The following is a 23,212-nucleotide window of genomic DNA, read 5'->3' as shown; positions in this document are numbered from 1 at the left end:
CATGAACAGCACGCTTATCCAGACAGACCGTTTCACCTTGAGTGAAACCGAGCGCTCGGCCATCGAGCACGAGCTGCATCACTACGAAGATCCGCGCGCGGCGTCGATCGAAGCCCTGAAGATCGTTCAGAAGGAACGTGGCTGGGTGCCCGACGGCGCCCTCTACGCCATCGGCGAGATCCTCGGCATCCCTGCCAGCGACGTTGAAGGGGTGGCCACGTTCTACAGCCAGATCTTCCGTCAGCCAGTCGGCCGTCACATCATTCGCGTGTGCGACAGCATGGTCTGCTACATCGGCGGCCATGAGTCCGTGGTCAGCGAAATCCAGGCCAAGCTCGGCATCGGCCTCGGCCAGACCACCGCCGACGGCCGCTTCACGCTGCTGCCGGTGTGCTGCCTGGGCAACTGCGACAAGGCGCCGGCGTTGATGATCGACGACGACACATTCGGTGACGTACAGCCTGCTGGCGTGACCCAATTGCTCGAGGGCTACCCATGACCCTGACTTCCTTCGGCCCGGCCAACCTGATCAAGCGTTCGGCCGAGACCCACCCGCTGACCTGGCGCCTGCGTGACGACGGCGAGCCGGTATGGCTTGACGAATACCAGGCCAAGAACGGTTACGCCGCAGCGCGCAAAGCCTTCGCCGATATGGCCCAGGACGATATCGTCCAGACCGTGAAGGACGCCGGCCTCAAGGGCCGCGGCGGCGCAGGCTTCCCCACGGGTGTGAAGTGGGGCCTGATGCCCAAAGACGAATCCATCAACATCCGCTACCTGCTGTGCAACGCGGATGAGATGGAGCCCAACACCTGGAAAGACCGCATGTTGATGGAGCAACTGCCCCATCTGCTGATCGAAGGCATGTTGATCAGCGCCCGTGCGCTCAAGACCTACCGTGGCTACATCTTCCTGCGTGGCGAGTACACCACCGCCGCCAAGCACCTCAACCGTGCAGTGGCAGAAGCCAAGGCCGCGGGCCTGCTGGGCAAGAACATCCTCGGTTCCGGCTTCGATTTCGAACTGTTCGTGCACACCGGCGCCGGGCGTTATATCTGCGGTGAAGAAACCGCACTGATCAACTCCCTCGAAGGTCGCCGCGCCAACCCGCGCTCCAAGCCGCCCTTCCCTGCCGCCGTCGGCGTGTGGGGCAAGCCGACCTGCGTGAACAACGTCGAGACCCTGTGCAACGTGCCGGCGATCATCGCCGACGGCGTGGACTGGTACAAATCGTTGGCTCGCGAGGGCAGCGAAGACATGGGCACCAAGCTCATGGGCTTCTCCGGCAAGGTCAAGAACCCGGGTCTGTGGGAGCTGCCGTTCGGCGTGACCGCACGCGAGCTGTTCGAGGACTACGCCGGCGGTATGCGCGACGGCTACACCTTGAAAGCCTGGCAGCCAGGCGGCGCCGGCACCGGTTTCCTGCTTCCTGAGCACCTGGACGCACAAATGTATGCCGGCGGCATCGGCAAGGTGGGCACCCGGATGGGTACCGGCCTGGCAATGGCGGTCGACAACACCGTGAACATGGTCTCGCTGCTGCGCAACATGGAGCAGTTCTTTGCCCGTGAATCCTGCGGATTCTGCACCCCATGCCGCGACGGCCTGCCGTGGAGCGTCAAGCTGCTGATGGCCCTGGAAAACGGCGAAGGCCGCGAGGGTGATATCGAAACCCTGCTGGGCCTGGTCGGCTTCCTCGGCCCAGGCAAGACCTTCTGTGCTCACGCACCGGGCGCCGTAGAGCCATTGGGCAGCGCAATCAAATACTTCCGCTCGGAGTTCGAAGCCGGCATCGCGCCCACCAGCGCCGCCGTCCCGCCTCTGGCGAAGCCGATCGTAGTCGGCGCGTAACGCTTAAACAGGCGAAGGGTCCGTGCCCTTCGCCTGCTCATGTGCTGACGCCGTAAAGGCTGTGTAGATGCACATGAATAACAAGATTCCATTAGCCACGCCCGCTGACAACGGGCCAACGAAGAACTTTGAACCATGGCCACTATCCACGTAGACGGCAAAGCGCTCGAAGTCGATGGGGCGGACAACCTGTTACAGGCGTGTCTGTCACTCGGCCTCGATATTCCATATTTCTGCTGGCACCCCGCGCTCGGTAGCGTCGGTGCCTGTCGCCAGTGTGCGGTCAAGCAATACACCGACGAGAACGACACCCGTGGTCGTATCGTCATGTCCTGCATGACCCCAGCCACCGACAACACCTGGATCTCCATCGACGATGAAGAGTCCAAGGCGTTCCGCGCCAGCGTTGTCGAATGGCTGATGACCAACCACCCCCACGACTGCCCGGTCTGTGAGGAAGGCGGTCACTGCCACCTGCAAGACATGACGGTGATGACCGGCCACAACGAGCGCCGTTATCGCTTCACCAAGCGTACCCACCAGAACCAGGACCTCGGCCCGTTCATTTCCCACGAAATGAACCGCTGCATCGCCTGCTACCGCTGCGTGCGTTTCTATAAAGACTACGCCGGCGGCACCGACCTGGGCGTGTTCGGCGCCCACGACAACGTGTACTTCGGTCGCGTTGAAGACGGCGTGCTCGAAAGCGAGTTTTCCGGCAACCTCACCGAGGTCTGCCCGACCGGTGTGTTCACCGACAAGACCCACTCCGAGCGCTACAACCGTAAGTGGGACATGCAGTTCGCGCCAAGCATCTGCCATGGCTGCTCCAGCGGTTGCAACATCTCCCCGGGCGAGCGCTACGGCGAACTGCGTCGCATCGAAAACCGCTTCAACGGTTCGGTCAACCAGTACTTCCTGTGCGACCGTGGCCGTTTCGGCTATGGCTACGTCAACCGCGAAGACCGCCCACGCCAGCCGCTGCTGGCCGATGGCGCCAAGCTGAGCCTGGACGCCGCGCTGGATAAAGCCGCCGACCTGCTGCGCGGGCGCAATATCGTCGGTATCGGTTCGCCGCGTGCCAGCCTCGAAAGCAACTTCGCGTTGCGCGAGCTGGTCGGTGCCGAGCACTTCTACTGCGGTATCGAAGCCGGCGAGCTGGAGCGCATCCGCCTGGTCCTGCAAGTGCTGAATGACAGCCCGCTGCCGGTTCCGAACATGCGCGACATCGAAGACCACGATGCGATCTTCGTGCTCGGTGAAGACCTGACCCAGACCGCTGCGCGCATTGCCCTGTCGCTGCGCCAGTCGGTCAAAGGCAAGGCCGAAGAAATGGCCGACGCCATGCGCGTACAGCCGTGGCTCGACGCCGCGGTGAAAAACATCGGTCAGCACGCGCTGAACCCGCTGTTTATCGCCTCGCTGGCTGAAACCAAGCTCGACGACATCGCCGAAGAATGCGTGCACGCCGCACCGGACGACCTGGCCCGCCTCGGTTTCGCCGTGGCCCACGCCCTCGACGCCAGCGCGCCTGCCGTCGATGGTCTGGACACCGAAGCCGTCGAACTGGCCCAGCGCATTGCCGACGCACTGCTGGCGGCCAAGCGCCCATTGATCATCGCCGGCACCTCCCTGGGTTCCAAGGCGCTGATCGAAGCCGCTGCCAACATCGCCAAAGCCCTGAAGCTGCGCGACAAGAACGGCTCCATCAGCCTGGTGGTGCCGGAAGCCAACAGCCTGGGCCTGGCCATGCTCGGTGGCGAGTCCCTGGACGCCGCCCTGCAAGCAGTGACCGACGGCAACGCCGACGCCATTGTGGTATTGGAAAACGACCTGTACACCCGCACCGCTGCCGCTAAGGTTGACGCTGCGCTGGACGCTGCCAAAGTCCTGATCGTGGCCGACCACCAGAAGACCGCCACCAGCGAGCGTGCCGACCTGGTGCTGCCAGCCGCCACCTTCGCCGAAGGCGACGGTACCCTGGTCAGCCAGGAAGGCCGCGCCCAGCGCTTCTTCCAGGTGTTCGATCCGAAGTACATGGACGCCAGCATCCTGGTACACGAAGGCTGGCGCTGGCTGCACGCCCTGCGTGCGACCCTGCTGAACCAGCCGATCGACTGGACCCAGCTCGACCACGTGACCGCTGCCACCGCCGCCAGCGCGCCGCAGCTGGCTCGTATTGTCGATGCCGCGCCGTCTGCCGCGTTCCGTATCAAGGGCCTGAAACTGGCCCGTGAACCGCTGCGCTACTCCGGTCGTACCGCCATGCGCGCCGACATCAGCGTGCACGAACCGCGTACCCCGCAAGACATCGACACTGCGTTCGCCTTCTCCATGGAAGGTTACTCGGGCTCGGCCGAGCCGCGTCAGCAGGTGCCGTTTGCCTGGTCGCCGGGCTGGAACTCGCCGCAGGCCTGGAACAAGTTCCAGGATGAAGTCGGTGGTCACATCCGTGCTGGCGACCCGGGCACCCGCCTGATCGAAAGCACCGGTGACGCGCTGAACTGGTTCACTGCGGTACCGCGTCCGTTCAACCCGGCTCCGGGCACCTGGCAGGTCGTGCCGTTCTTCCACCTGTTCGGCAGCGAAGAAACCTCTTCCAAGGCCGCGCCGGTTCAAGAGCGCATTCCTGCCGCTTACGTGTCCGTGGCCAAGTCCGAAGCCGACCGCCTGGGCGTCAACGACGGCGCGCTGCTCAGCCTCAACGTCGCCGGCCAGACCTTGCGTCTGCCGCTGCGTATCAATGACGAGCTGGGTGCCGGCCTGGTTGCACTGCCTAAAGGCATCGCCGGTATTCCGCCTGCCATTTTCGGCAAAACCGTTGACGGTCTGCAGGAGGCAGCGCAATGACTTGGTTCACGCCGGAAGTAATTGACGTGATCATCTCGGTGGTCAAGGCCATCGTGATCCTGTTGGCCGTGGTCGTCGCGGGCGCGCTGCTCAGCTTCGTCGAACGTCGCCTGCTGGGCTGGTGGCAGGACCGTTACGGTCCGAACCGCGTTGGCCCATTCGGCATGTTCCAGATCGCGGCCGACATGCTGAAAATGTTCTTCAAGGAAGACTGGACCCCGCCGTTCGCCGACAAGGTGATCTTCACCCTGGCACCGGTGGTAGCCATGAGCGCCTTGCTGATTGCCTTCGCGATCATCCCGATCACCCCGACCTGGGGCGTGGCGGACCTGAACATCGGCTTGCTGTTCTTCTTCGCCATGGCCGGTCTGTCGGTGTATGCGGTGCTGTTCGCCGGTTGGGCCAGTAACAACAAGTTCGCCCTGCTGGGCAGCTTGCGGGCCTCGGCCCAGACCGTGTCCTACGAAGTGTTCATGGGCCTGGCCCTGATGGGCATCGTGGTGCAGGTCGGCTCGTTCAACATGCGCGATATCGTCGAGTACCAGGCACAGAACCTGTGGTTCATCATTCCGCAGTTCTTTGGCTTCTGCACCTTCTTCATCGCTGGCGTGGCCGTGACTCACCGTCACCCGTTCGACCAGCCGGAAGCGGAGCAGGAACTGGCCGACGGTTACCACATTGAATATGCCGGCATGAAGTGGGGCATGTTCTTCGTCGGTGAGTACATCGGCATCATCTTGATCTCGGCCCTGCTGGTCACGCTGTTCTTCGGCGGCTGGCACGGTCCGTTCGGCATCCTGCCGCAGTTGGCCTTCTTCTGGTTCTTCTTGAAGACCGCGTTCTTCATCATGCTGTTCATCCTGCTGCGCGCCTCGATTCCGCGCCCACGCTATGACCAGGTGATGGATTTCAGCTGGAGATTCTGCCTGCCGCTGACCCTGATCAATTTGCTGGTGACGGCTGCCGTCGTGTTGTTGAACACGCCAGCTGCCGCGGTTCAGTGAGGATTTGACCCATGTTCAAATATATTGGCGACATCGTTAAGGGTACCGGTACCCAGTTGCGAAGCCTGGTGATGGTGTTCGGTCACGGCTTTCGCAAACGCGACACCTTGCAATACCCCGAAGAAGCGGTGTACCTGCCGCCGCGCTATCGCGGCCGCATCGTACTGACCCGCGACCCCGACGGCGAAGAGCGTTGCGTAGCCTGCAACCTGTGCGCCGTGGCGTGCCCGGTGGGTTGCATCTCCCTGCAGAAAGCTGAAACCGAAGACGGTCGCTGGTACCCGGACTTCTTCCGCATCAACTTCTCGCGCTGCATTTTCTGCGGCCTCTGCGAGGAAGCTTGCCCGACCACCGCGATCCAGCTCACACCGGATTTCGAGATGGCCGAGTTCAAACGTCAGGACCTGGTGTACGAGAAAGAAGATCTGCTGATCTCTGGTCCCGGTAAAAACCCTGATTACAACTTCTATCGTGTTGCAGGTATGGCCGTTGCCGGTAAGCCGAAGGGCGCCGCACAAAACGAAGCCGAGCCGATCAACGTGAAGAGCTTGCTGCCTTAAGGAAGAAAGATGGAATTCGCTTTCTATTTCGCATCGGGTATTGCAGTGGTGTCCACGCTTCGCGTGATCACCAACACCAACCCCGTGCACGCCCTGCTCTACCTGATCATTTCGCTGATCGCCGTGGCCATGACCTTCTTCAGCCTCGGCGCACCGTTCGCCGGTGTACTGGAAGTGATCGCCTACGCCGGCGCCATCATGGTGCTGTTCGTGTTTGTGGTGATGATGCTCAACCTGGGGCCGGCTTCGGTCGCCCAGGAGCGTGTCTGGCTCAAGCCCGGCATCTGGCTCGGCCCGGTTGTCCTCGCAGCATTGCTGCTGGGTGAACTGCTGTATGTACTATTCGCTCACCAGAGCGGCCAGGCCATCGGCCACACCACCGTAGACGCCAAAGCCGTGGGCATCAGCCTGTTCGGCCCGTACCTGCTGGTGGTCGAACTGGCTTCGATGCTGCTGCTCGCCGCAGCCATCACCGCCTTCCACTTGGGCCGCAACGAAGCCAAGGAGCAATGACGATGCCTGCTATCCCTTTGGAGCATGGTCTGGCGGTCGCCGGCATCCTGTTCTGCCTTGGCCTGGTCGGCCTGATGGTGCGCCGTAACATTCTGTTCGTGTTGATGAGCCTGGAAATCATGATGAACGCCGCGGCACTGGCGTTCATCGTGGCGGGCGCACGTTGGGGCCAGCCGGATGGACAAGTCATGTTCATCCTGGTGATCAGCCTTGCAGCCGCCGAAGCCAGTATTGGCCTGGCGATCCTGCTGCAGCTGTATCGTCGCTTCCACACGCTTGATATCGACGCTGCCAGTGAGATGCGCGGATGAACATGATCTTTCTGACTTTCGTATTCCCCCTGATCGGTTTCCTGCTGCTGTCGTTCTCTCGCGGGCGCTGGTCGGAAAACCTCTCGGCCTTGATCGGCGTGGGTTCCATCGGCCTGTCGGCCATCGTGGCCGCCTACGTCATCTGGCAATTCAACGTGGCGCCGCCAGAAGGCGGTCACTACACCCTGGTGCTGTGGCAGTGGATGTCGGTGGAAGGCTTCAAGCCCAACTTCGCCCTCTACGTCGACGGCCTTTCGATCACCATGCTCGGCGTGGTGGTCGGTGTAGGCTTTTTGATCCACCTGTTCGCGTCCTGGTACATGCGCGGTGAAGCGGGCTACTCGCGCTTCTTCTCGTACACCAACCTGTTTATCGCCAGCATGTTGTTCCTGGTGCTCGGCGATAACCTGTTGTTCCTGTACTTCGGCTGGGAAGGCGTGGGCCTGTGCTCGTACCTGTTGATCGGTTTCTACTACAGCAACCGCAACAACGGCAATGCGGCACTCAAGGCATTTATCGTCACCCGTATCGGCGACGTGTTCATGGCCATTGGCCTGTTCATCCTGTTCCAACAGGTGGGCACGCTGAACATCCAGGAACTGCTGGTGCTGGCACCGCAGAAATTCCAGGTCGGCGACTTCTGGATCACCCTGGCGACCCTGATGCTGCTGGGCGGCGCCGTGGGTAAATCCGCGCAACTGCCACTGCAAACCTGGCTGGCAGACGCCATGGCCGGCCCTACCCCGGTGTCGGCACTGATCCACGCCGCAACCATGGTGACCGCCGGTGTCTACCTGATCGCCCGTACTCACGGCCTGTTCATCCTGGCACCGGACATCCTGCACCTTGTAGGCATCGTCGGTGGCGTGACCCTGGTACTGGCCGGCTTCGCCGCGCTGGTGCAGACCGACATCAAGCGTATCCTCGCCTACTCGACCATGAGCCAGATCGGCTACATGTTCCTGGCCCTGGGCGTTGGCGCCTGGGACGCGGCGATCTTCCACCTGATGACCCACGCGTTCTTCAAGGCGTTGCTGTTCCTCGCCTCCGGTGCGGTGATCGTCGCCTGCCACCACGAGCAGAACATCTTCAAGATGGGCGGCCTGTGGAAGAAACTGCCACTGGCCTACGCCAGCTTCATCGTCGGTGGTGCCGCACTCGCAGCCCTGCCGTTGGTGACCGCCGGTTTCTACTCCAAGGACGAAATCCTCTGGGAAGCGTTTGCCAGCGGTAACCAGAACCTGCTCTACGCAGGCCTGGTGGGTGCGTTCATGACCTCGCTGTACACCTTCCGCCTGATCTTCATCACCTTCCACGGTGAAGCCAAGACCGAAGCACACGCAGGCCATGGCATCTCCCACTGGCTGCCACTGTCGGTGCTGATCATCCTGTCGACCTTCATCGGCGCCATGATCACTCCACCACTGGCCGGCGTATTGCCAGAAAGCGTCGGCCATGCCGGCGGCGCAGACAAGCACAGCCTGGAAATCGCCTCGGGCGCCATCGCCATCGCCGGTATCCTGCTGGCCGCCCTGCTGTTCCTCGGCAAGCGTCGCTTCGTGACCGCTGTGGCCAACAGTGGCATCGGGCGCTTCCTGTCGGCCTGGTGGTTCGCTGCCTGGGGCTTCGATTGGCTCTACGACAAACTGTTCGTCAAGCCATACCTCGCCATCAGCCATGTACTGCGCAAAGACCCGCTCGACCAGACCATCGGTTTGATCCCGCGCGCCGCCAAGGCCGGTCACACAGCCCTGAGCCGCAGCGAGACTGGCCAACTGCGTTGGTATGCAGCGTCCATGGCGGCCGGTGCCGTGCTGGTGATCGGCGCCATCGTCGTGGTAGCGGTCTGACTATGTTTAAGTGCACTGCGTACTTTGCAAACTTGCGAAAGGAAACGAGCCCGTCATGATTCTGCCCTGGCTAATCCTGATCCCCTTTATCGGCGGCCTGCTCTGCTGGATGGGTGAACGCTTCGGCGCCACCCTCCCCCGCTGGATTGCGTTGCTGACCATGTCCCTGGAACTCGCACTCGGCCTCTGGCTGTGGGCCCATGGCGACTATTCATTTGCTCCGGCACCGGGTGTCGATCCAACGTTCGCGCTTGAATTCAAGCACGTGTGGATCCAGCGCTTCGGCATCAATGTGCACCTGGCCCTCGACGGCCTGTCGCTGTTGATGATCCTGCTGACCGGCCTGCTGGGTATCCTCTCGGTACTCTGCTCCTGGAAAGAGATCCAGCGTCACGTGGGCTTCTTCCACCTGAACCTGATGTGGATCCTGGGCGGCGTGGTCGGCGTGTTCCTGGCGCTGGACCTGTTCATGTTCTTCTTCTTCTGGGAAATGATGCTGGTGCCGATGTACTTCCTCATCGCGCTCTGGGGTCACAGTTCTTCGGACGGCAAGAAAACCCGGATCTACGCGGCGACCAAGTTCTTCATCTTCACCCAGGCTTCCGGCCTGATCATGTTGGTGGCGATCCTGGGCCTGGTCCTGGTCAACTTCAACAGCACCGGCGTGATTACGTTCAACTACGCCGACCTGTTGAAAACCAAGATGTCGCTGACCACCGAGTACATCCTGATGCTCGGCTTCTTCATCGCCTTCGCGGTGAAGCTGCCAGTGGTGCCGTTTCACTCCTGGTTGCCTGACGCTCACGCCCAGGCGCCGACTGCCGGTTCCGTGGACCTGGCCGGTATCCTGTTGAAGACGGCGGCCTACGGCCTGCTGCGTTTCGCCCTGCCGCTGTTCCCGAATGCCTCGGCCGAGTTCGCGCCGATCGCCATGACCCTGGGTCTGATCGGGATCTTCTACGGTGCGTTCCTGGCCTTCGCGCAAACCGACATCAAGCGCCTGATTGCCTTCTCGTCCGTTTCCCACATGGGTTTCGTACTGATCGGCATCTACTCCGGCAGCCAACTGGCGCTGCAAGGCGCAGTGATCCAGATGTTGGCCCACGGTGTTTCGGCCGCTGCCCTGTTTATCCTCAGTGGTCAGTTGTACGAGCGCCTGCACACCCGTGACATGCGTGAAATGGGTGGCGTGTGGTCGCGCATTGCTTATCTGCCGGCGATCAGCCTGTTCTTCGCCGCTGCATCCCTGGGCTTGCCGGGCACCGGCAACTTCATCGGCGAGTTCCTGATCCTGATGGGTGCATTCGTGCAAACACCGTGGATCAGTGCGATTGCTACCTCCGGCCTGGTGTTTGGTTCGGTTTACTCGCTGATCATGATCCACCGCGCCTACTTCGGCCCGGCCAAGTCCGACACCGTCCTGCAAGGGATGGATGCTCGCGAACTGATCATGGTGCTCGGCCTTGCGGTACTGCTGATCTACATCGGCGTGTACCCGCAACCGTTCCTGGACACTTCTGCCGCAACGATGCATGGCGTGCAGCAGTGGTTCGGCACCGCCTTCTCTCAACTCGCTTCGGCCCGGTAAGAGCGCTATGGAATTCACGATCCAACACTTTATCGCGCTTGCGCCGCTGCTGATTACCAGCCTCACCATCGTGGTGGTGATGCTGGCAATCGCCTGGCGCCGCAATCACTCGCAAACGTTCCTGCTGTCCTGCGCGGGGTTGAACCTGGCCCTGCTGTCGATCATCCCGGCCCTCAAGGTCGCGCCACTGGCGGTCACGCCATTGATGATGGTCGATGACTTCGCGTTGCTGTACATCGCCCTGATCCTGGTGGCGACCCTGGCCTGCGTCACCCTCGCCCACGCCTACCTCGGCGAAGGCGGCACCGGCTACCCGGGTAACAAGGAAGAGCTGTACCTGCTGATCCTGCTGGCTGCGGCCGGCGGTATCGTGCTGGTCAGCGCGCAGCATCTGGCCGGCTTGTTCATCGGCCTGGAACTGCTGTCGATCCCGACCTACGGCCTGGTGGCCTACGCCTTCTTCAACAAGCGCTCCCTGGAAGCCGGCATCAAGTACATGGTGCTGTCGGCGGCCGGTTCCGCGTTCCTGTTGTTCGGTATGGCCCTGCTCTACGCAGAAGCCGGCAGCCTGAGCTTCACCGGTATCGGCCACGCCCTGGCCGCCACCAACAGCCCGGCGCCAATCGCCCAACTTGGCCTGGCGATGATGCTGATCGGCCTGGCGTTCAAGCTGTCGCTGGTACCCTTCCACCTGTGGACCCCGGACGTGTACGAAGGCGCCCCGGCGCCGGTGGCGGCGTTCCTGGCCACCGCGTCGAAGGTTGCAGTGTTTGCGGTGATGGTGCGTCTGTTCCAGATCTCCCCTGCTGCCAACACCGGTGTGCTGAGCACCGTGCTGACCGTGATCGCCATCGCGTCGATCCTGTTCGGTAACCTGCTGGCCCTGACCCAGAACAACCTCAAGCGTCTGCTGGGTTACTCGTCCATCGCTCACTTCGGCTACCTGCTGATCGCCCTGGTGGCGAGCAAAGGGCTGGCCGTGGAAGCCATGGGCGTGTACCTGGTTACCTACGTGATCACCAGCCTGGGTGCGTTCGGCGTGATCACGCTGATGTCCTCGCCGTTCAAAGGCCGTGATGCCGACGCCCTGTACGAATATCGCGGCCTGTTCTGGCGCCGTCCGTACCTGACTGCCGTGCTGACCGTAATGATGCTGTCCCTGGCCGGCATTCCGCTGACCGCGGGCTTTATCGGCAAGTTCTACATTGTCGCAACCGGTGTTGAAGCCCACGAGTGGTGGTTGGTAGCGTCCCTGGTACTGGGCAGCGCCATCGGCGTGTTCTACTACCTGCGCGTGATGGTCACCCTGTACCTGATCGAGCCAAACCTGCGCCGTGTGGATGCCGAGCTGCATTGGGAACAGAAAGCCGGTGGCGTGATGCTGCTGGCCATCGCCCTGCTCGCGTTCTTCCTGGGCGTGTACCCGCAACCGTTGCTCACCCTGGTGCAGCATGCGGTGTTGGGGGTTTGATCGCTTAGATTGATGCAGTCAACAGAACGGCGCCTTTGGGCGCCGTTTTGCGTTTTCAGGGCAAGGGTAGGTGCTCTAGTCACCAAATGTATTGACTGCCCCGCCGCCTTCGCGAGCAAGCCCGCTCCCACATTTGGATCGAGGAGCGTCAGTTGGATGCTCATGGGCTCAACGCGGTCCCATGCCACGCTAGCATCGCGAATGGTCTGACCCGATATACAGCGACAGCTGACATCGCGCTCCGTCCTGCTTTCGTAAAGTGATCAATTCATACGCAACCTACGTAGTGATCAGCATGAAACGCACTATTGCTTCAGAGTTAATCGAAGGCTTCGACGCCCTGGCCGACGAACGCCAGGGCAAAATCACCCTGCGCGCCCACAAAGTCCACCTCAACAAACTGGCACCGCTTACCGCAAACGAGGTGATCGCCGTGCGCCAGCAACTCAACCTCTCCCGGTCGGTATTCGCCATGTACTTGCGTACGAACATCCGGACCCTGGAAAACTGGGAACAAGGCCGGGCCAAACCCAACGCCCAGGCGGTCACCCTGATCCGCCTGGTCGCGCGCTTTCCGGAAACCGTGGCACAACTTGCTGCACTGGGCTGACCTGCGAAAGCATCGAGTAGTAGGCTGCTTCCATTGACGCCACAGCACACAGCGGAGTTTGTGTCGTACCCTTGCCGGGTGTGTAGAGGACTTTCACCTCCAAGTCATTCGACTCACCACCATAGTGAGTCGAACAGCACCAGGCATGGCGGTTTCGGCCGCAAGCGTAAACGCCAGATGCAGATCAATATCAACGTAGGCATTCCATACGCCGCATTTGGTGTCCTCGACTAAACGCTTCTAGCGTTGAGCACCCGCGAAGAAAAATATGTGAACCACAACGACAACGGAACGTCGGCTTATATGCAACTGGATATTACAGTCTTGTATATGAACCAATACTTTTAGAAATCAACGATGGAGCGAAATGTAGGAAATGCCAATCAGACCGATCCGATAAATACTTGGAAAAACACAGGAAGCCTCAACTGAAAAATAATACAGCTCAAGAAATAATATTGACAATCACAATAGACGCTCATACGGTTTAAGTGCATCGCAAATCTGCGAAGGCAATAATCCTGAGTAACTATATATGAGACGAGTAATTTTGCGGCGCCCTACCCTAGAGAAAACCTCATTAGATTGAATAAAATCAAGAAGCGCGAGGGGTTTCGACCCATTGCGCCTATATGCTTAGAAGAATGTATGGCTGAATACTTTCGCCCGTCCAACCCCTCCCCTTTCATGCTGGAATTTCGAAAAGTTATTTCATCTAAAATTCCAGCCGTGACGCACGTTGATAACTCAGCGCGCCCTCAATCAGTCAATAAATCGCAGAATCTTCGTATGCATCAGTTACTGAGCGCCTATCGTGATATATCAGGAGTCGGCGTACTTTGTAACACGTCCCTAAACTTTAACGGCCGCGGCTTTATAAATAGGTTGAGCGACCTGTATCGATTCGCCAGTGAACATGGACTCGACGGCTTCGTGTTTGAAGACAAGCTTTTTCTCAATTCAGATCGGCATGATGAAAACGTCAAGTAAGCTTATTTACGTGCAAGCGCTATCCAGCCTATCACTATGGCTTGATATTTTTTTGATCTTCACGGTACCCGTCTATCTATGGCATGCATCTCCTTCATCGATAGCGTTCCTGGCTTTTTGCCTGGGTGCCCCAATGTTGTTTCTTGGCCCTATCGTTGGAACGCTGATAGATCGACATGACGCAAGGAAGACACTATTATTTGGTGCCATACTGCGCACACTATCTACTGTAGCACTCGCAGTGTCTCCAGACCTTCAGAGCTTTTTGTTTTTGGTTTTATTCAAAGGCGTGTCAAACCTATTTTACATCCCTTCGATAACCATCATGGTTCGACAACTGATACTTGCCGAAGAGCGCAAATCATTTTTCAGTCACGTCAGTGTATTTGATCAATCCTCCAAAATTCTTGCACCATTACTTGCAGGTGTGTTAACGGCAGTATTATCACCTAAGGATTTATTCTTTTTGTCGGCTGCCGCCACTTCATTAACCTTTCCACTCCTAAGGTCTATTTGCCTGGCATTCCGAACGCAAATTAATGACTCCTCTACGAAAACCCTTCCACTCTATCGCGACATAACAAGAGGACTTTCTATTTTCAAAGCCTTGCCCTTTCAACTACGCATAGGCTTTTTATACTCCCTACTGACATCGCTGGCTTTAGGAATTTACGACCCGCATTTGGCGTCCTTTCTAGCCTACGAAGGCTTACCTCCAGTTAATTTTTCAGTGATCGTTTCCGCAACCGCCGGAGGCGCGATATGTGCCGCACTGTTGATGAAGTTCAAATTGAGCAATATCGATGAGATCCTACTTCGATCACATGCATTATTTATTTTTTCTGCAGCATTAATCCTGACCGCCATTTTAGTATTTTTCCAAGTACCTGGAAGAGCCTATCTCTATCCGCTGATTTGGTTTGTGAATGGTTTAAGTTATGAGTTATTAATCATATCGTCCAATATAATACTTCAACAATTATGCCCTTCTGATAATATCGGAAGAGTATCCATGTCTTTCAGAAGCATCCAAATGCTATGCATTATAATTGGACCTTCTTTAGGGACAGTGCTAATAATTGCAGGCGGTCGCCCAGCCCCTTTTGTTGTGGCTGCATGCGTGGCTTTTTTAACTGCATCAGTATCAATTGCGCTCTATCTATATTTGTATAAAAAACAAGCACATACACCTGTCAATTAGTACCGAATCAAACGATCACCCAGTGAATCCCCTATTACTTTAAGTTACCTAATCAAGTCCAAGATCGAGTAGGCTTGCGCGCAACGCGCCATGCCTGGCCCACCCAAAAAACGCCCCGAGAATTCGAGGCGTTTTTTGCAGTACAACAGCGTCAGAATGCAATACCGACCTTGAAGCCGTATTCGTCACGCTTGAGCTTGGTGTTGTCGGCCACATAGGAGTCGTCGTCGAGCTTGTACTCGGTGCGGGTGTAGTACAGGCCCGCCATCACTGGCAGGTCGCCCTTCTGGTTCATCAGTAGGCTGACTTCAGCATAGGGGTTGGTGCGGTCCTTGAGGTCCACGCTGTCGCTGCCAACGCCGTCTACCTTGAGTTTGGCACGGCCATCGATGGTGTGACGGGCGCCGGCTTCAACGCGCAGCGTCATGTCATCGAACTGGTGGTTGTAGCCCAGCGCAGCCTTGGCGAACGGCGACTTGTTGGTCAGCTTCATATCGTAGCCATTGGTGTCCGGCTCATAGCGGGTCCAGGTGTAGCCACCGCCTACGATCACGTCGACGAAGTTGCGCGCATCCAGCGCGGCACGCCAGCCGAGGTCAAGGTCGGCCTGGCCTTCCTTGAGCTTGTTGTCGCTTTTTTCGCCGTACTTGGCTTCGATACCGGCCTGGTAGATGAAGCCGGACTCGGCGGTGAGCTTGTTGCCGAAGTTATAGAACAGGCCCGCTTCAGGCATGTGGTCCTTGTCGCTTTCGCTACCGCCTTCCAGCTTGAAGTCGTTGTAGCTGCCCAGGATCCCGAACGTGGAGATCGGGTCGGTGGAAGGTGCAGCGAACACCACGCCAGGCGCAGCGACCAGGGCCAGCAACGAGGTGTTCTTGAGAAATTTTCCGAATAGTTTGGACATCGTTTTACATCTCCATTTTAAGGTGGGCAAAGTATTCAGGAATCGGTTCGAACCTTGGCGTTTGCAAAAAGTTCGAACGGATTTGCACCAAAATGGAGAAAAAACGGTTCAGCGAAGGCTCTATCTCAATATTCTTCAGGATTCGTGCGGATAAGGCTTTCAACGGCTTCGCGAAGTTGAGGCTGATCCGGCAGCTGAATCCCGAACGTGTCGTGCAATAGCGCCAGCAACTCGTCGGCGCTTTGAAGCGTGCGCTTTTCACTGGGCCGATCCAGGTAATGAAGCGCATAGTGGGCGTTGGCCAAGGTATGACGTTTACCGGGGGCAAGCAGCGCAGCCTTCAACTGCCCAACGAACGGCGACCCCGGGTGCGTGGAGACGTACCAGTTGCCGATTTCGTAGTCGATATCTGCCTGCACTTGCAGATCGAACACGTACAAGCCGCGCCACTCTTCACCGACCTGGGCCCACAATGTGTAGCTGCCCTGATTGCATGTCAGGCGAAAAGGCTCATGGGCAGTGGCTTGGGGCGCTTCGTTGTCCAGTTGCAACGGGCTGCTGGGGACCATGCCACCGAAGCCGACATCGGTGATATAGCGCACGCCGTCGAGGGTCACCAGGCTCAGACGATGAGTACGGCCGGTGTGGGCGTCCGGTGGCCCGCCAATCACCACACGACCGGTAATGCCGCGAGCCTCATAGCCCAGCTCCTGCAACAAGGCCAGGAACAGCTGGTTCAACTCATAGCAATAGCCGCCGCGTCCTTGGTGCAACACCTTCTGTGTGACGCTTTGCAGGTCAATCGGCACCGGCGCGTGCATCAGGGTCGACAGGCTTTCAAAGGCAAAGGTGCAGACATGGCGCAGCTGCAAGTCCCGCAGGGTCTGCAAGGTGGGTGCCGGTGGCGAGGCATAGCCCAGGCGTTGCAGGTACAGGCGGCTATCCGTGGGTGTGAGCATGGCGCGATCCTCGGGCGCAGGGCAAAAGCGTCACTATGCCGCGCCACTGCGTACGTTGTCATTTTGAATGAACCTTTTAGAACGCTGGCCTATCCATCTATAACAAGACAGGGAGGCAACATGAGTACCGCAAAAATCTACACCATCCACTATCAGCTACACGGTAAACCCAAGTCTTTCGTGGTGCGCGCCGAGGTGATGAATAACGCCGAAGCCTGGCACTGGGCGGCCGTTGATGCCGACATTGCCCATGTCAGCCGCATCGGCCGCGTCGGTCACGAGCAAGTGAAAAAAACCACCCGGCCCTGGGCGGAAAAATACGGCATCACCGACGTCAGTTGGACCCCACCCAAATAAACAAAGCCCCGCACGACGGCGGGGCTCGATTCACTTCTTCAAGTCGCCCAACGGATCGTAGGGCGGCTTTTTCTCAGATGACTTTTTCTCATCCAGCGGCGCAATAGCCGGACCTACCGGGTCGACCTGAGGGTCGGCCACATCTGGCGAGTCCGGGTCGAAACCCAGCTCATCCTTGCCACTGGCGTGCTCGTTGGAGTGGGGACCATCGGTACGTTTGTTCATCACATGTTCCTGCTAAAGCGGGCGCGCTTTGTCGTGGAGGTTTTCCAGGTCTTGTTCGACGTGCTCGACATCGTTGTCGGGGCCACGCTCTTTGGGATCGTTGGGGCGCAAAGCATCGTTGTCGCGCTCCTCCTCACCCGGCGTGCGGTTCGGATCCGGTGTACCTGGCGGTGGCTGCTTGTGTTCAGACATGATGGCTTACCTCATGAGGGGCTTCACAGGTTTAGAGAAACCGTGCGCAGTCATCGTTCAACTTCATTGCTGCAAGCATGAGAAGATGACCGCCCTTTCTGGAGACCTGACCCGGATGTTCGAGCTCAAACCCTGCGACCCTGTCACCTACCGTCAACAGACCCGCCGCAGCACGCTGATAGTGGCCGTGCTGTTCCTGGCCCTGGCCATGCTGCTGTCGAGCCTCGCGGTGATGCTGTTCGGTGAGCCTGGGGGGGACAACTTTCGCTTCAATGTCGGCGGTGTATTTGCCGGGGTGTTGATCACCGTCGCACTGGTGCGTGGCCCGTTCTGGTCCCAGCCCTGGCTGGCGCCGGCGGTGTATGGCTGGCAACTCAAGCGCAGCCTGATGAGCGTGACCAACGTAATGCACAAGGTCACCGAGCGGGTACAAGCCAACGACCCGGCCGCCATCAAACTGTTGCGTTTCTATCACATGGGGCTGACGCAAATGCATGAGCTGGATGCCAACTCCAGCGCCCAGGCGCAACTGGTCGGCGAGATCGACGCACACAAGACCAAGATGCACGCACTGGGGATCGATACCGAACAAACCCGGCTTGACCCCGCGTGGCTGGAAACGCTCAAAAGCGCTTGAGGCGTACGTCAGGGAGCAGGCAAAGGTCGTTAAAAAACCAAACTCAGGTCCAGACGCCCTTCCCTGACCGGGGGACACCAGTAATAGCCACCAGTCAATGGCTTACTGATGCGATACAAACCATCGACAATCCCATCCTCCAACCCGCTCATACGCCGAAGCTGCGCCTCAAACGCATCGAAGGAATGGCCAAACGCGAGGAACATCAATCCTGCCTGGCCATTCTCGGCCCAAGGCATCGAGCGTCGCACCACGAAGGCTTCCGGGGTGAAGCTTTCCTGGGCTGTGCGCTTGGTGTGGGCCGATTCCGGAGCGTCGTCGAGCTCTTCGTTGTCGCCATGGCGTCGGCCGATGATGTGATCACGCTCCTGGGCAGGCAACGCGGCGAACCCGTCGAGGTCGTGTTGCCATTGCTGGATAGCGGCAAAGCTGGCACCGCTGTCGGTCAAGGCGGCCTCCACGGCGGCATCGTCGTGAGGGTTTTCGGTGCCGTCTTCGTAGTCGGTCAGGTCAAAACCGGTCTTGTAGCGGAAGCCTTCAGTCGATTGCACCAGGCGAAACGCCGGGGCCAGGGCTTTCTCGATGGCACGACTACGCAGCAGCAACTCGCCACGATCCACCCCATGCAGCCATACCCACAGCGCCTGTTGAGTCGAAGGGTTGTCAGCGCCAGGGCCGCTGACGGCGGGGAATGCACGCAGCCCTTCAATTTCGGCGCCCAGCGCCTTTACCAGCGGTTCACCGAAACCGACCACGGCCGCCGCATCCGTCAACTGCACCAGCGCGTCCAGCGCCGCGGGCACGGCTTGCAGGGAATCGAGGGCGAAAAACAGATGGCGGGCCTGCAAAGGCACCGGTGCGGCAAGAATGCCCGGCTGGTACTGACTCATGTGAACTCCTTCTGAAAAGCCGCGCAGTTTACCCGGCGCGCACCGCGCTGCGAACAACAATGCGCGTAAGCCTTGCCTTAGAGCCGTTAGTTGGGTGACTCTCTAGTCATGTTTTGCAACTATTCCAGGGGTAGCGACATGACCACCAGCAACCTGCTCGCCCAGCTGTTTCCCACTTCCGTCACCCAGATTCCCGAGCAATTTCGCCTGGCGGCGCCCATTGAGCAGCGTGATTACCTGGTCGATGGCCAGCTGCGGGTGTGGAACGGCCCGCTCGCTCGCGTGCAAAGCCCGGTGCAACTGGGCGATGAGCGCGTGCATATCGGCAGCACGCCATTGCTGGATGCCGACACCGCCCTCACCGCCCTGGATGCCGCCGTGCGTGCCTATGACCGTGGCCAGGGTGAGTGGCCGACAATGCGCGTTGTCGAACGTATCCAGCACGTCGAGGCATTTTTACGGCGTATGCGCGAACAGCGCGATGCGGTGGTGAAGCTGCTGATGTGGGAAATCGGCAAGAACCTCAAGGATTCGCAGAAAGAATTCGACCGCACCTGCGACTACATCACCGACACCATCAACGCCCTCAAGGAACTCGACCGCCGCAGCAGCCGCTTCGAGCTGGAACAGGACACACTCGGGCAAATCCGCCGTGTACCGCTGGGCGTGGCGCTGTGCATGGGGCCTTACAACTACCCGTTGAACGAGACCTTCACCACGCTGATCCCGGCGTTGATCATGGGCAATACCGTGGTGTTCAAGCCGGCCAAACTTGGTGTGCTGTTGATCCGCCCCTTGCTGGAGGCGTTCCGCGGCAGCTTCCCGGCCGGGGTGATCAACGTGATCTACGGCAGCGGCCGCGAAACCGTGAGCGCGCTGATGGCCAGCGGCAAGATCGATATCTTCGCGTTTATCGGCACCAACAAGGCCGCTAGCGACTTGAAAAAACTGCACCCCAAGCCACACCGCTTGCGTGCTGCGCTGGGGCTGGATGCGAAGAACCCCGGGATCGTGCTGCCCGAGGTGGATCTGGATAACGCGGTGAGTGAAGCGGTCACCGGTTCGTTGTCGTTCAACGGCCAGCGTTGCACTGCATTGAAGATCCTGTTCGTGCATGAAGATGTCGTCGATAGCTTTATCGAGAAATTCAACACCAAACTCGCGACGCTCAAGCCCGGTATGCCCTGGGAAGACGGCGTGGCGCTGACGCCACTGCCGGAAGTGGGCAAGGTGGATTACCTCAACGAACTGGTGGCCGATGCCGCCCGACACGGCGCCCAGGTGGTCAATAGCGAGGGCGGCAGCAGCCGTGGTTCGTTCTTCTATCCGGCGGTGCTGTACCCGGTGAACCCGCAGATGCGCGTGTACCACGAAGAGCAATTCGGCCCGGTGGTGCCGATCGTGCCCTACCGCGACCTGGAGACCGTGATCGACTACGTGCTGGACTCGGACTTCGGCCAGCAGTTGAGCATTTTCGGTACCAACCCCGTCGAGGTCGGGCGCCTGGTAGACACCTTCGCCAACCAGGTCGGCCGTATCAATATCAACGCCCAGTGCCAGCGCGGGCCGGACACCTTTCCGTTCAACGGCCGCAAGAACTCGGCCGAAGGCACGCTGTCGGTGCATGACGCCTTGCGCGTGTTTTCGATCCGCACCCTGGTGGCGACCAAGTTCCAGGAGAGTAACAAGGCGTTGGTCAGCGATATCCTGCGCAACCGTGACTCGAGCTTCCTGACGACCGACTACATTTTCTGAAGCCAACCCCGTTCCAATGTGCAGACAGGTCAGTGTGGGAGCTGGCTTGCCTGCGATGCCGGCGCCTCGGTCTTTCAGTCAGGTCGCGGTGATGCTATCGCAGGCAAGCCAGCTCCCACATTGAGTCGAGCACATTCATACATTTGAGGCCACTTCAATACCGATGAACCTGCCCATTTTTGCCCGGCGCCTGCTGCGCCCCCTGCTCGACCCGTACCGGCGCTTTCGCCACGCCAAGCTGATCCACGCCGCGCGCGTATCCGTCGGTTTGCTGGCGACCATCCTGCTCACCAGCGGCCTGAACCTGCCCCACGGCGAATGGGCATCGGTGACCATGCTGATCGTGATCGGCGGCTTGCAGCACCATGGCAATATCGGCAAAAAAGCCGTGGAGCGCGCTTACGGCACCTTGATCGGCGCCAGCGTCGGTTTACTGCTGGTGGTGCAACAGGCTTACTTCGGCCTGCCGCTGTTGACCTATCTGTTGATGTCGGTGGTGTGCGGGTTCTTTTCCTACCATGCCATCGGTAAGGGCGGTTACATCGCGCTGCTGTCGGCGATCACGGTGTTTATCGTTGCCGGCCACGGGGACAATCCGATCTCTGATGGCTTGTGGCGCACCGTCGATATCCTGATCGGCATCGTACTGGCCCTGGCCTTCTCCTTCGCCCTGCCACTGTATGCGGTGTACTCATGGCGCTACAACCTGGCCAGTGCATTGCGTGATTGCGCGCAGATCTACAGCCGCATCATCGGTGGCCAATCGGTGACCGATGATGAACACCTCAAGTTGCTCAACCGCCTGAATGCAGCAATGTTGCAACTGCGCTCATTGATGCCATCGGTGTCCAAGGAAGTGCGGATCTCCATGACCGAACTGGACGCGATCCAGCGTCACCTGCGCATGTGCATCAGTACCCTGGAGATTCTCGGCAATACCCGGCCAGACCCGCGCGACAAGCAGGCCACGGCGCGGATGCAGGTGATGCTCAAGGCCGAGCACCGGCAGATTCGAGTGCAGTTGGTGGGAATGGCGCGGGCGTTGAAGTCGGGGGTGACGGAGCGGTTGGAGCGTAGCAGTTACGCCACAGGCAGTGAGCCTGCGCTGGATGCGCCGGTTTACAGTGCGTTGGATGGGTATCGACTATTGACCTTGCAACTGGCGGCGAACGTGGATCAGATGCGTCAACGGCTTGCCAAAGGTGCCGCACGCTGGAAGATTTAGCGACAGCTGGACGGGAGCTTTACGCACATCGACACATTCACATTTTCTCTTACATATTTTTCACGATTTGTTCACATCCCAGAACGTAGGGTAAAGCCTCATCCGTTACAAACGTTGCATATCAAGCCCGCCGCCCCAGCGGGCTTTTTTTTGCCTGGGTTTTGCCTAGGCCACCCGAGTCGGTAGGAGCGAGCTTGCTCGCTCCTGCAAGGGGTCGGGGATTGGCTTCAGCGTGTGGCCTGTTCGCGAATGGCGCGCTGAGTCTCCAGCACCTTGGCCAGCGCCGTCTCAGCCTCGGCACTCTGCTGTGGCACTCGAATCGCCGCCGACACCAAGGTAATCAACTTCGCCATCACCTCCGCATCCGTCGCCGGTCGGCCCAGGCTCATGGAGTTCATCAGCAGGCGCAGTTCGGTGCCGGCCATGACCCCGGAAATCGCCTTGAGGGCAAATTGCAGGCGTACGCCCAGCTCATTGCGCGGCAGGTCTGGCAGTGCCAGGGCGAAGGCTTCGAAGAAGCGCTGGAACACCGGCTGGTAATGCACCTTGAGGTATTCCTGGATAAACGGCGAGGTGTCGCTGTAAACCCGGCCAAGGAAGCGAATGAACGAGCGCCCTTCCCCGCTGGCCGGGTCGCTGCGTTCCAGGCCCATGGCCGGGGCGAACAGCACGCCGAGCAGCGTGTCGCAATCCAGCGGGCCGTCGGATTCGGCTTCACAGCGCGCCAGCAGTTCCAGGCGCTGCTCGTTGAGCGGCTCCAGGCGTTGCATCAGCAGGGTTTTCATCAGGGAGTCCTTGTCCCCGAAGTGGTAGTTCACCGCCGCCAGGTTGACCTGGGCGCGTTCGGTTATCTGGCGTAGCAACACGGCGTCGTAGCCGTACTTGATGAAGAGGGCCTCTGTCGCATCCAGCAATCGAGTCTTGGTAACGTTTGGAGCGCTGAGTTTCTTCGCGACCATAAGGGTTCCACGGCGGAAATATTGTTTTAAAAAATAATTTGATTTTTTATACCGGGGCGGCCCGGCGAAAGCAAGTAGTGACACTCCGCCATATCACTAAAAGCCTGTATAACCGGGCTATCGAGACCTATTGAAAGCATTTCTACCGGTCCGAAACCTGCATTCGCCAAAACGTTTCAAAGGGTAAAACCGCTCTACATCCATGGCTGGCGAAGCAGATTGAACGCAGGTACTATTCAAACAATATTTTAAAAACAAGAAATAAAACCAGTCCGTGACGCGTACAGGCAGCTCCCGAACTTGTTACAAG

23 protein-coding genes are annotated in these 23,212 nt (G+C 59.2%); 17 read left to right on the top strand and 6 right to left on the bottom strand.

Annotated elements, in window-relative coordinates; translation table 11 throughout:
- Nucleotide 1 precedes the first annotated feature (1 nt).
- From nuoE to JH25_RS28385, 13 genes are all read left to right on the top strand, one after another.
- A complete protein-coding gene (gene nuoE, locus JH25_RS02070; protein ID WP_003232080.1) occupies nucleotides 2-499 on the top strand; it encodes an NADH-quinone oxidoreductase subunit NuoE in 498 nt (165 codons plus the stop codon).
- Nucleotides 496-1,851: an NADH-quinone oxidoreductase subunit NuoF gene (nuoF, locus tag JH25_RS02075; protein WP_005789119.1), complete on the top strand. Its 1,356-nt coding sequence runs from the start codon at nucleotides 496-498 to the stop codon at nucleotides 1,849-1,851. The genes nuoE and nuoF overlap by 4 nt, the downstream gene beginning before the upstream one ends.
- Nucleotides 1,852-1,986: 135 nt before the next feature.
- Complete coding sequence (gene nuoG / locus JH25_RS02080; RefSeq protein ID WP_032880616.1) at nucleotides 1,987-4,701, top strand: NADH-quinone oxidoreductase subunit NuoG; 2,715 nt, start codon at nucleotides 1,987-1,989, stop codon at nucleotides 4,699-4,701.
- The gene (gene nuoH / locus JH25_RS02085) at nucleotides 4,698-5,705 is read left to right on the top strand and encodes an NADH-quinone oxidoreductase subunit NuoH (RefSeq protein ID WP_003192116.1); all 1,008 of its coding nucleotides are present in this window, start codon (nucleotides 4,698-4,700) and stop codon (nucleotides 5,703-5,705) included. Before nuoG ends, nuoH begins: the two co-directional genes overlap by 4 nt.
- 11 nt (nucleotides 5,706-5,716) lie before the next feature.
- Nucleotides 5,717-6,265, top strand: coding sequence for an NADH-quinone oxidoreductase subunit NuoI (gene nuoI, locus JH25_RS02090; RefSeq protein WP_003174725.1), 549 nt, complete (start codon nucleotides 5,717-5,719; stop codon nucleotides 6,263-6,265).
- A 9-nt stretch (nucleotides 6,266-6,274) separates the two neighbouring features.
- The gene (gene nuoJ, locus JH25_RS02095; protein WP_003174726.1) at nucleotides 6,275-6,778 is read left to right on the top strand and encodes an NADH-quinone oxidoreductase subunit J; all 504 of its coding nucleotides are present in this window, start codon (nucleotides 6,275-6,277) and stop codon (nucleotides 6,776-6,778) included.
- 2 nt (nucleotides 6,779-6,780) lie between these two features.
- Entirely contained in the window at nucleotides 6,781-7,089 is a 309-nt protein-coding gene (nuoK, locus tag JH25_RS02100) for an NADH-quinone oxidoreductase subunit NuoK (RefSeq protein ID WP_003174727.1), read from the top strand.
- Nucleotides 7,086-8,939 (top strand): NADH-quinone oxidoreductase subunit L, encoded by a 1,854-nt coding sequence (nuoL, locus tag JH25_RS02105; protein WP_032880615.1) that lies wholly within the window; start codon nucleotides 7,086-7,088, stop codon nucleotides 8,937-8,939. The genes nuoK and nuoL overlap by 4 nt, the downstream gene beginning before the upstream one ends.
- A gap of 55 nt (nucleotides 8,940-8,994) precedes the next feature.
- The gene (gene nuoM / locus JH25_RS02110; RefSeq protein ID WP_003232072.1) at nucleotides 8,995-10,527 is read left to right on the top strand and encodes an NADH-quinone oxidoreductase subunit M; all 1,533 of its coding nucleotides are present in this window, start codon (nucleotides 8,995-8,997) and stop codon (nucleotides 10,525-10,527) included.
- Between the two features lie 7 nt (nucleotides 10,528-10,534).
- On the top strand, nucleotides 10,535-11,998 hold the full coding sequence (nuoN, locus tag JH25_RS02115; protein WP_032880614.1) for an NADH-quinone oxidoreductase subunit NuoN: 1,464 nt from the start codon (nucleotides 10,535-10,537) through the stop codon (nucleotides 11,996-11,998).
- 295 nt (nucleotides 11,999-12,293) lie between these two features.
- A complete protein-coding gene (locus tag JH25_RS02120; RefSeq protein ID WP_032880613.1) occupies nucleotides 12,294-12,608 on the top strand; it encodes a helix-turn-helix domain-containing protein in 315 nt (104 codons plus the stop codon).
- A gap of 531 nt (nucleotides 12,609-13,139) precedes the next feature.
- On the top strand, nucleotides 13,140-13,598 hold the full coding sequence (locus JH25_RS28390) for a carbamoyltransferase C-terminal domain-containing protein (protein WP_081883337.1): 459 nt from the start codon (nucleotides 13,140-13,142) through the stop codon (nucleotides 13,596-13,598).
- On the top strand, nucleotides 13,525-14,799 hold the full coding sequence (locus JH25_RS28385; protein WP_328286750.1) for an MFS transporter: 1,275 nt from the start codon (nucleotides 13,525-13,527) through the stop codon (nucleotides 14,797-14,799). Before JH25_RS28390 ends, JH25_RS28385 begins: the two co-directional genes overlap by 74 nt.
- Before the next feature lie 151 nt (nucleotides 14,800-14,950).
- On the opposite strand, the gene JH25_RS02125 is transcribed toward JH25_RS28385, so the two are convergent.
- A complete protein-coding gene (locus JH25_RS02125) occupies nucleotides 14,951-15,703 on the bottom strand; it encodes an outer membrane beta-barrel protein (RefSeq protein WP_032880612.1) in 753 nt (250 codons plus the stop codon).
- A gap of 125 nt (nucleotides 15,704-15,828) precedes the next feature.
- Complete coding sequence (locus JH25_RS02130; protein ID WP_032880611.1) at nucleotides 15,829-16,662, bottom strand: arylamine N-acetyltransferase family protein; 834 nt, start codon at nucleotides 16,660-16,662, stop codon at nucleotides 15,829-15,831.
- Nucleotides 16,663-16,782: 120 nt separating this feature from the next.
- Between JH25_RS02130 and JH25_RS02135 the strand changes: the two genes are divergently transcribed.
- Nucleotides 16,783-17,019, top strand: a complete 237-nt coding sequence (locus JH25_RS02135; protein ID WP_005789137.1) for a DUF6555 family protein — start codon at nucleotides 16,783-16,785, stop codon at nucleotides 17,017-17,019.
- 30 nt (nucleotides 17,020-17,049) lie between these two features.
- Here the strand turns inward: JH25_RS02135 and JH25_RS02140 are convergent, their stop codons facing one another.
- Together JH25_RS02140 and JH25_RS02145 are read right to left on the bottom strand one after the other, a co-directional pair.
- A complete protein-coding gene (locus tag JH25_RS02140) occupies nucleotides 17,050-17,244 on the bottom strand; it encodes a DUF6021 family protein (RefSeq protein WP_005789138.1) in 195 nt (64 codons plus the stop codon).
- A gap of 12 nt (nucleotides 17,245-17,256) precedes the next feature.
- Nucleotides 17,257-17,436, bottom strand: coding sequence for a hypothetical protein (locus JH25_RS02145; protein WP_005789140.1), 180 nt, complete (start codon nucleotides 17,434-17,436; stop codon nucleotides 17,257-17,259).
- A 115-nt stretch (nucleotides 17,437-17,551) separates the two neighbouring features.
- On the opposite strand from JH25_RS02145, the gene JH25_RS02150 reads away from it, so the two are divergent.
- Nucleotides 17,552-18,073 (top strand): DUF3087 family protein, encoded by a 522-nt coding sequence (locus JH25_RS02150; protein ID WP_032880610.1) that lies wholly within the window; start codon nucleotides 17,552-17,554, stop codon nucleotides 18,071-18,073.
- Nucleotides 18,074-18,102: 29 nt separating this feature from the next.
- Here the strand turns inward: JH25_RS02150 and JH25_RS02155 are convergent, their stop codons facing one another.
- Nucleotides 18,103-18,963: a Dyp-type peroxidase gene (locus tag JH25_RS02155; RefSeq protein WP_032880609.1), complete on the bottom strand. Its 861-nt coding sequence runs from the start codon at nucleotides 18,961-18,963 to the stop codon at nucleotides 18,103-18,105.
- A 138-nt stretch (nucleotides 18,964-19,101) separates the two neighbouring features.
- Here JH25_RS02155 and JH25_RS02160 point away from each other — a divergent pair, with 138 nt between their 5' ends.
- Both JH25_RS02160 and JH25_RS02165 read left to right on the top strand, forming a co-directional pair.
- Complete coding sequence (locus JH25_RS02160; RefSeq protein WP_032880608.1) at nucleotides 19,102-20,718, top strand: NADP-dependent glyceraldehyde-3-phosphate dehydrogenase; 1,617 nt, start codon at nucleotides 19,102-19,104, stop codon at nucleotides 20,716-20,718.
- A gap of 163 nt (nucleotides 20,719-20,881) precedes the next feature.
- Nucleotides 20,882-21,943 carry an FUSC family protein gene (locus JH25_RS02165; RefSeq protein WP_032880607.1) on the top strand — a complete coding sequence of 354 codons (1,062 nt, stop codon included), beginning with the start codon at nucleotides 20,882-20,884 and terminating at the stop codon, nucleotides 21,941-21,943.
- Nucleotides 21,944-22,170: 227 nt separating this feature from the next.
- On the opposite strand, the gene JH25_RS02170 is transcribed toward JH25_RS02165, so the two are convergent.
- Complete coding sequence (locus JH25_RS02170) at nucleotides 22,171-22,902, bottom strand: TetR/AcrR family transcriptional regulator (protein ID WP_032880606.1); 732 nt, start codon at nucleotides 22,900-22,902, stop codon at nucleotides 22,171-22,173.
- Between the last annotated feature and the right edge of the window lie 310 nt (nucleotides 22,903-23,212).

The sequence above is a fragment of the Pseudomonas sp. BRG-100 genome (assembly GCF_000737955.1).
Lineage (GTDB): Bacteria > Pseudomonadota > Gammaproteobacteria > Pseudomonadales > Pseudomonadaceae > Aquipseudomonas > Aquipseudomonas synxantha_A.
This window is presented reverse-complemented; position numbering and strand designations above follow the sequence as displayed.

Coding starts and splice junctions, on each gene's coding strand:
- JH25_RS02150 (WP_032880610.1), top strand. CDS start 17,552: ATGTTCGAGCTCAAACCCTGCGACCCTGTCACCTACCGTCAACAGACC.
- nuoG (WP_032880616.1), top strand. CDS start 1,987: ATGGCCACTATCCACGTAGACGGCAAAGCGCTCGAAGTCGATGGGGCG.
- JH25_RS02125 (WP_032880612.1), bottom strand. CDS start 15,703: ATGTCCAAACTATTCGGAAAATTTCTCAAGAACACCTCGTTGCTGGCC.
- JH25_RS02155 (WP_032880609.1), bottom strand. CDS start 18,963: ATGAGTCAGTACCAGCCGGGCATTCTTGCCGCACCGGTGCCTTTGCAG.
- nuoL (WP_032880615.1), top strand. CDS start 7,086: ATGAACATGATCTTTCTGACTTTCGTATTCCCCCTGATCGGTTTCCTG.
- JH25_RS02165 (WP_032880607.1), top strand. CDS start 20,882: ATGAACCTGCCCATTTTTGCCCGGCGCCTGCTGCGCCCCCTGCTCGAC.
- JH25_RS28385 (WP_328286750.1), top strand. CDS start 13,525: ATGGACTCGACGGCTTCGTGTTTGAAGACAAGCTTTTTCTCAATTCAG.
- nuoF (WP_005789119.1), top strand. CDS start 496: ATGACCCTGACTTCCTTCGGCCCGGCCAACCTGATCAAGCGTTCGGCC.
- JH25_RS02170 (WP_032880606.1), bottom strand. CDS start 22,902: ATGGTCGCGAAGAAACTCAGCGCTCCAAACGTTACCAAGACTCGATTG.
- JH25_RS02135 (WP_005789137.1), top strand. CDS start 16,783: ATGAGTACCGCAAAAATCTACACCATCCACTATCAGCTACACGGTAAA.
- JH25_RS02160 (WP_032880608.1), top strand. CDS start 19,102: ATGACCACCAGCAACCTGCTCGCCCAGCTGTTTCCCACTTCCGTCACC.
- JH25_RS02120 (WP_032880613.1), top strand. CDS start 12,294: ATGAAACGCACTATTGCTTCAGAGTTAATCGAAGGCTTCGACGCCCTG.
- nuoH (WP_003192116.1), top strand. CDS start 4,698: ATGACTTGGTTCACGCCGGAAGTAATTGACGTGATCATCTCGGTGGTC.
- nuoK (WP_003174727.1), top strand. CDS start 6,781: ATGCCTGCTATCCCTTTGGAGCATGGTCTGGCGGTCGCCGGCATCCTG.
- JH25_RS02145 (WP_005789140.1), bottom strand. CDS start 17,436: ATGTCTGAACACAAGCAGCCACCGCCAGGTACACCGGATCCGAACCGC.
- nuoN (WP_032880614.1), top strand. CDS start 10,535: ATGGAATTCACGATCCAACACTTTATCGCGCTTGCGCCGCTGCTGATT.
- nuoJ (WP_003174726.1), top strand. CDS start 6,275: ATGGAATTCGCTTTCTATTTCGCATCGGGTATTGCAGTGGTGTCCACG.
- JH25_RS02130 (WP_032880611.1), bottom strand. CDS start 16,662: ATGCTCACACCCACGGATAGCCGCCTGTACCTGCAACGCCTGGGCTAT.
- nuoE (WP_003232080.1), top strand. CDS start 2: ATGAACAGCACGCTTATCCAGACAGACCGTTTCACCTTGAGTGAAACC.
- JH25_RS02140 (WP_005789138.1), bottom strand. CDS start 17,244: ATGAACAAACGTACCGATGGTCCCCACTCCAACGAGCACGCCAGTGGC.
- nuoM (WP_003232072.1), top strand. CDS start 8,995: ATGATTCTGCCCTGGCTAATCCTGATCCCCTTTATCGGCGGCCTGCTC.
- nuoI (WP_003174725.1), top strand. CDS start 5,717: ATGTTCAAATATATTGGCGACATCGTTAAGGGTACCGGTACCCAGTTG.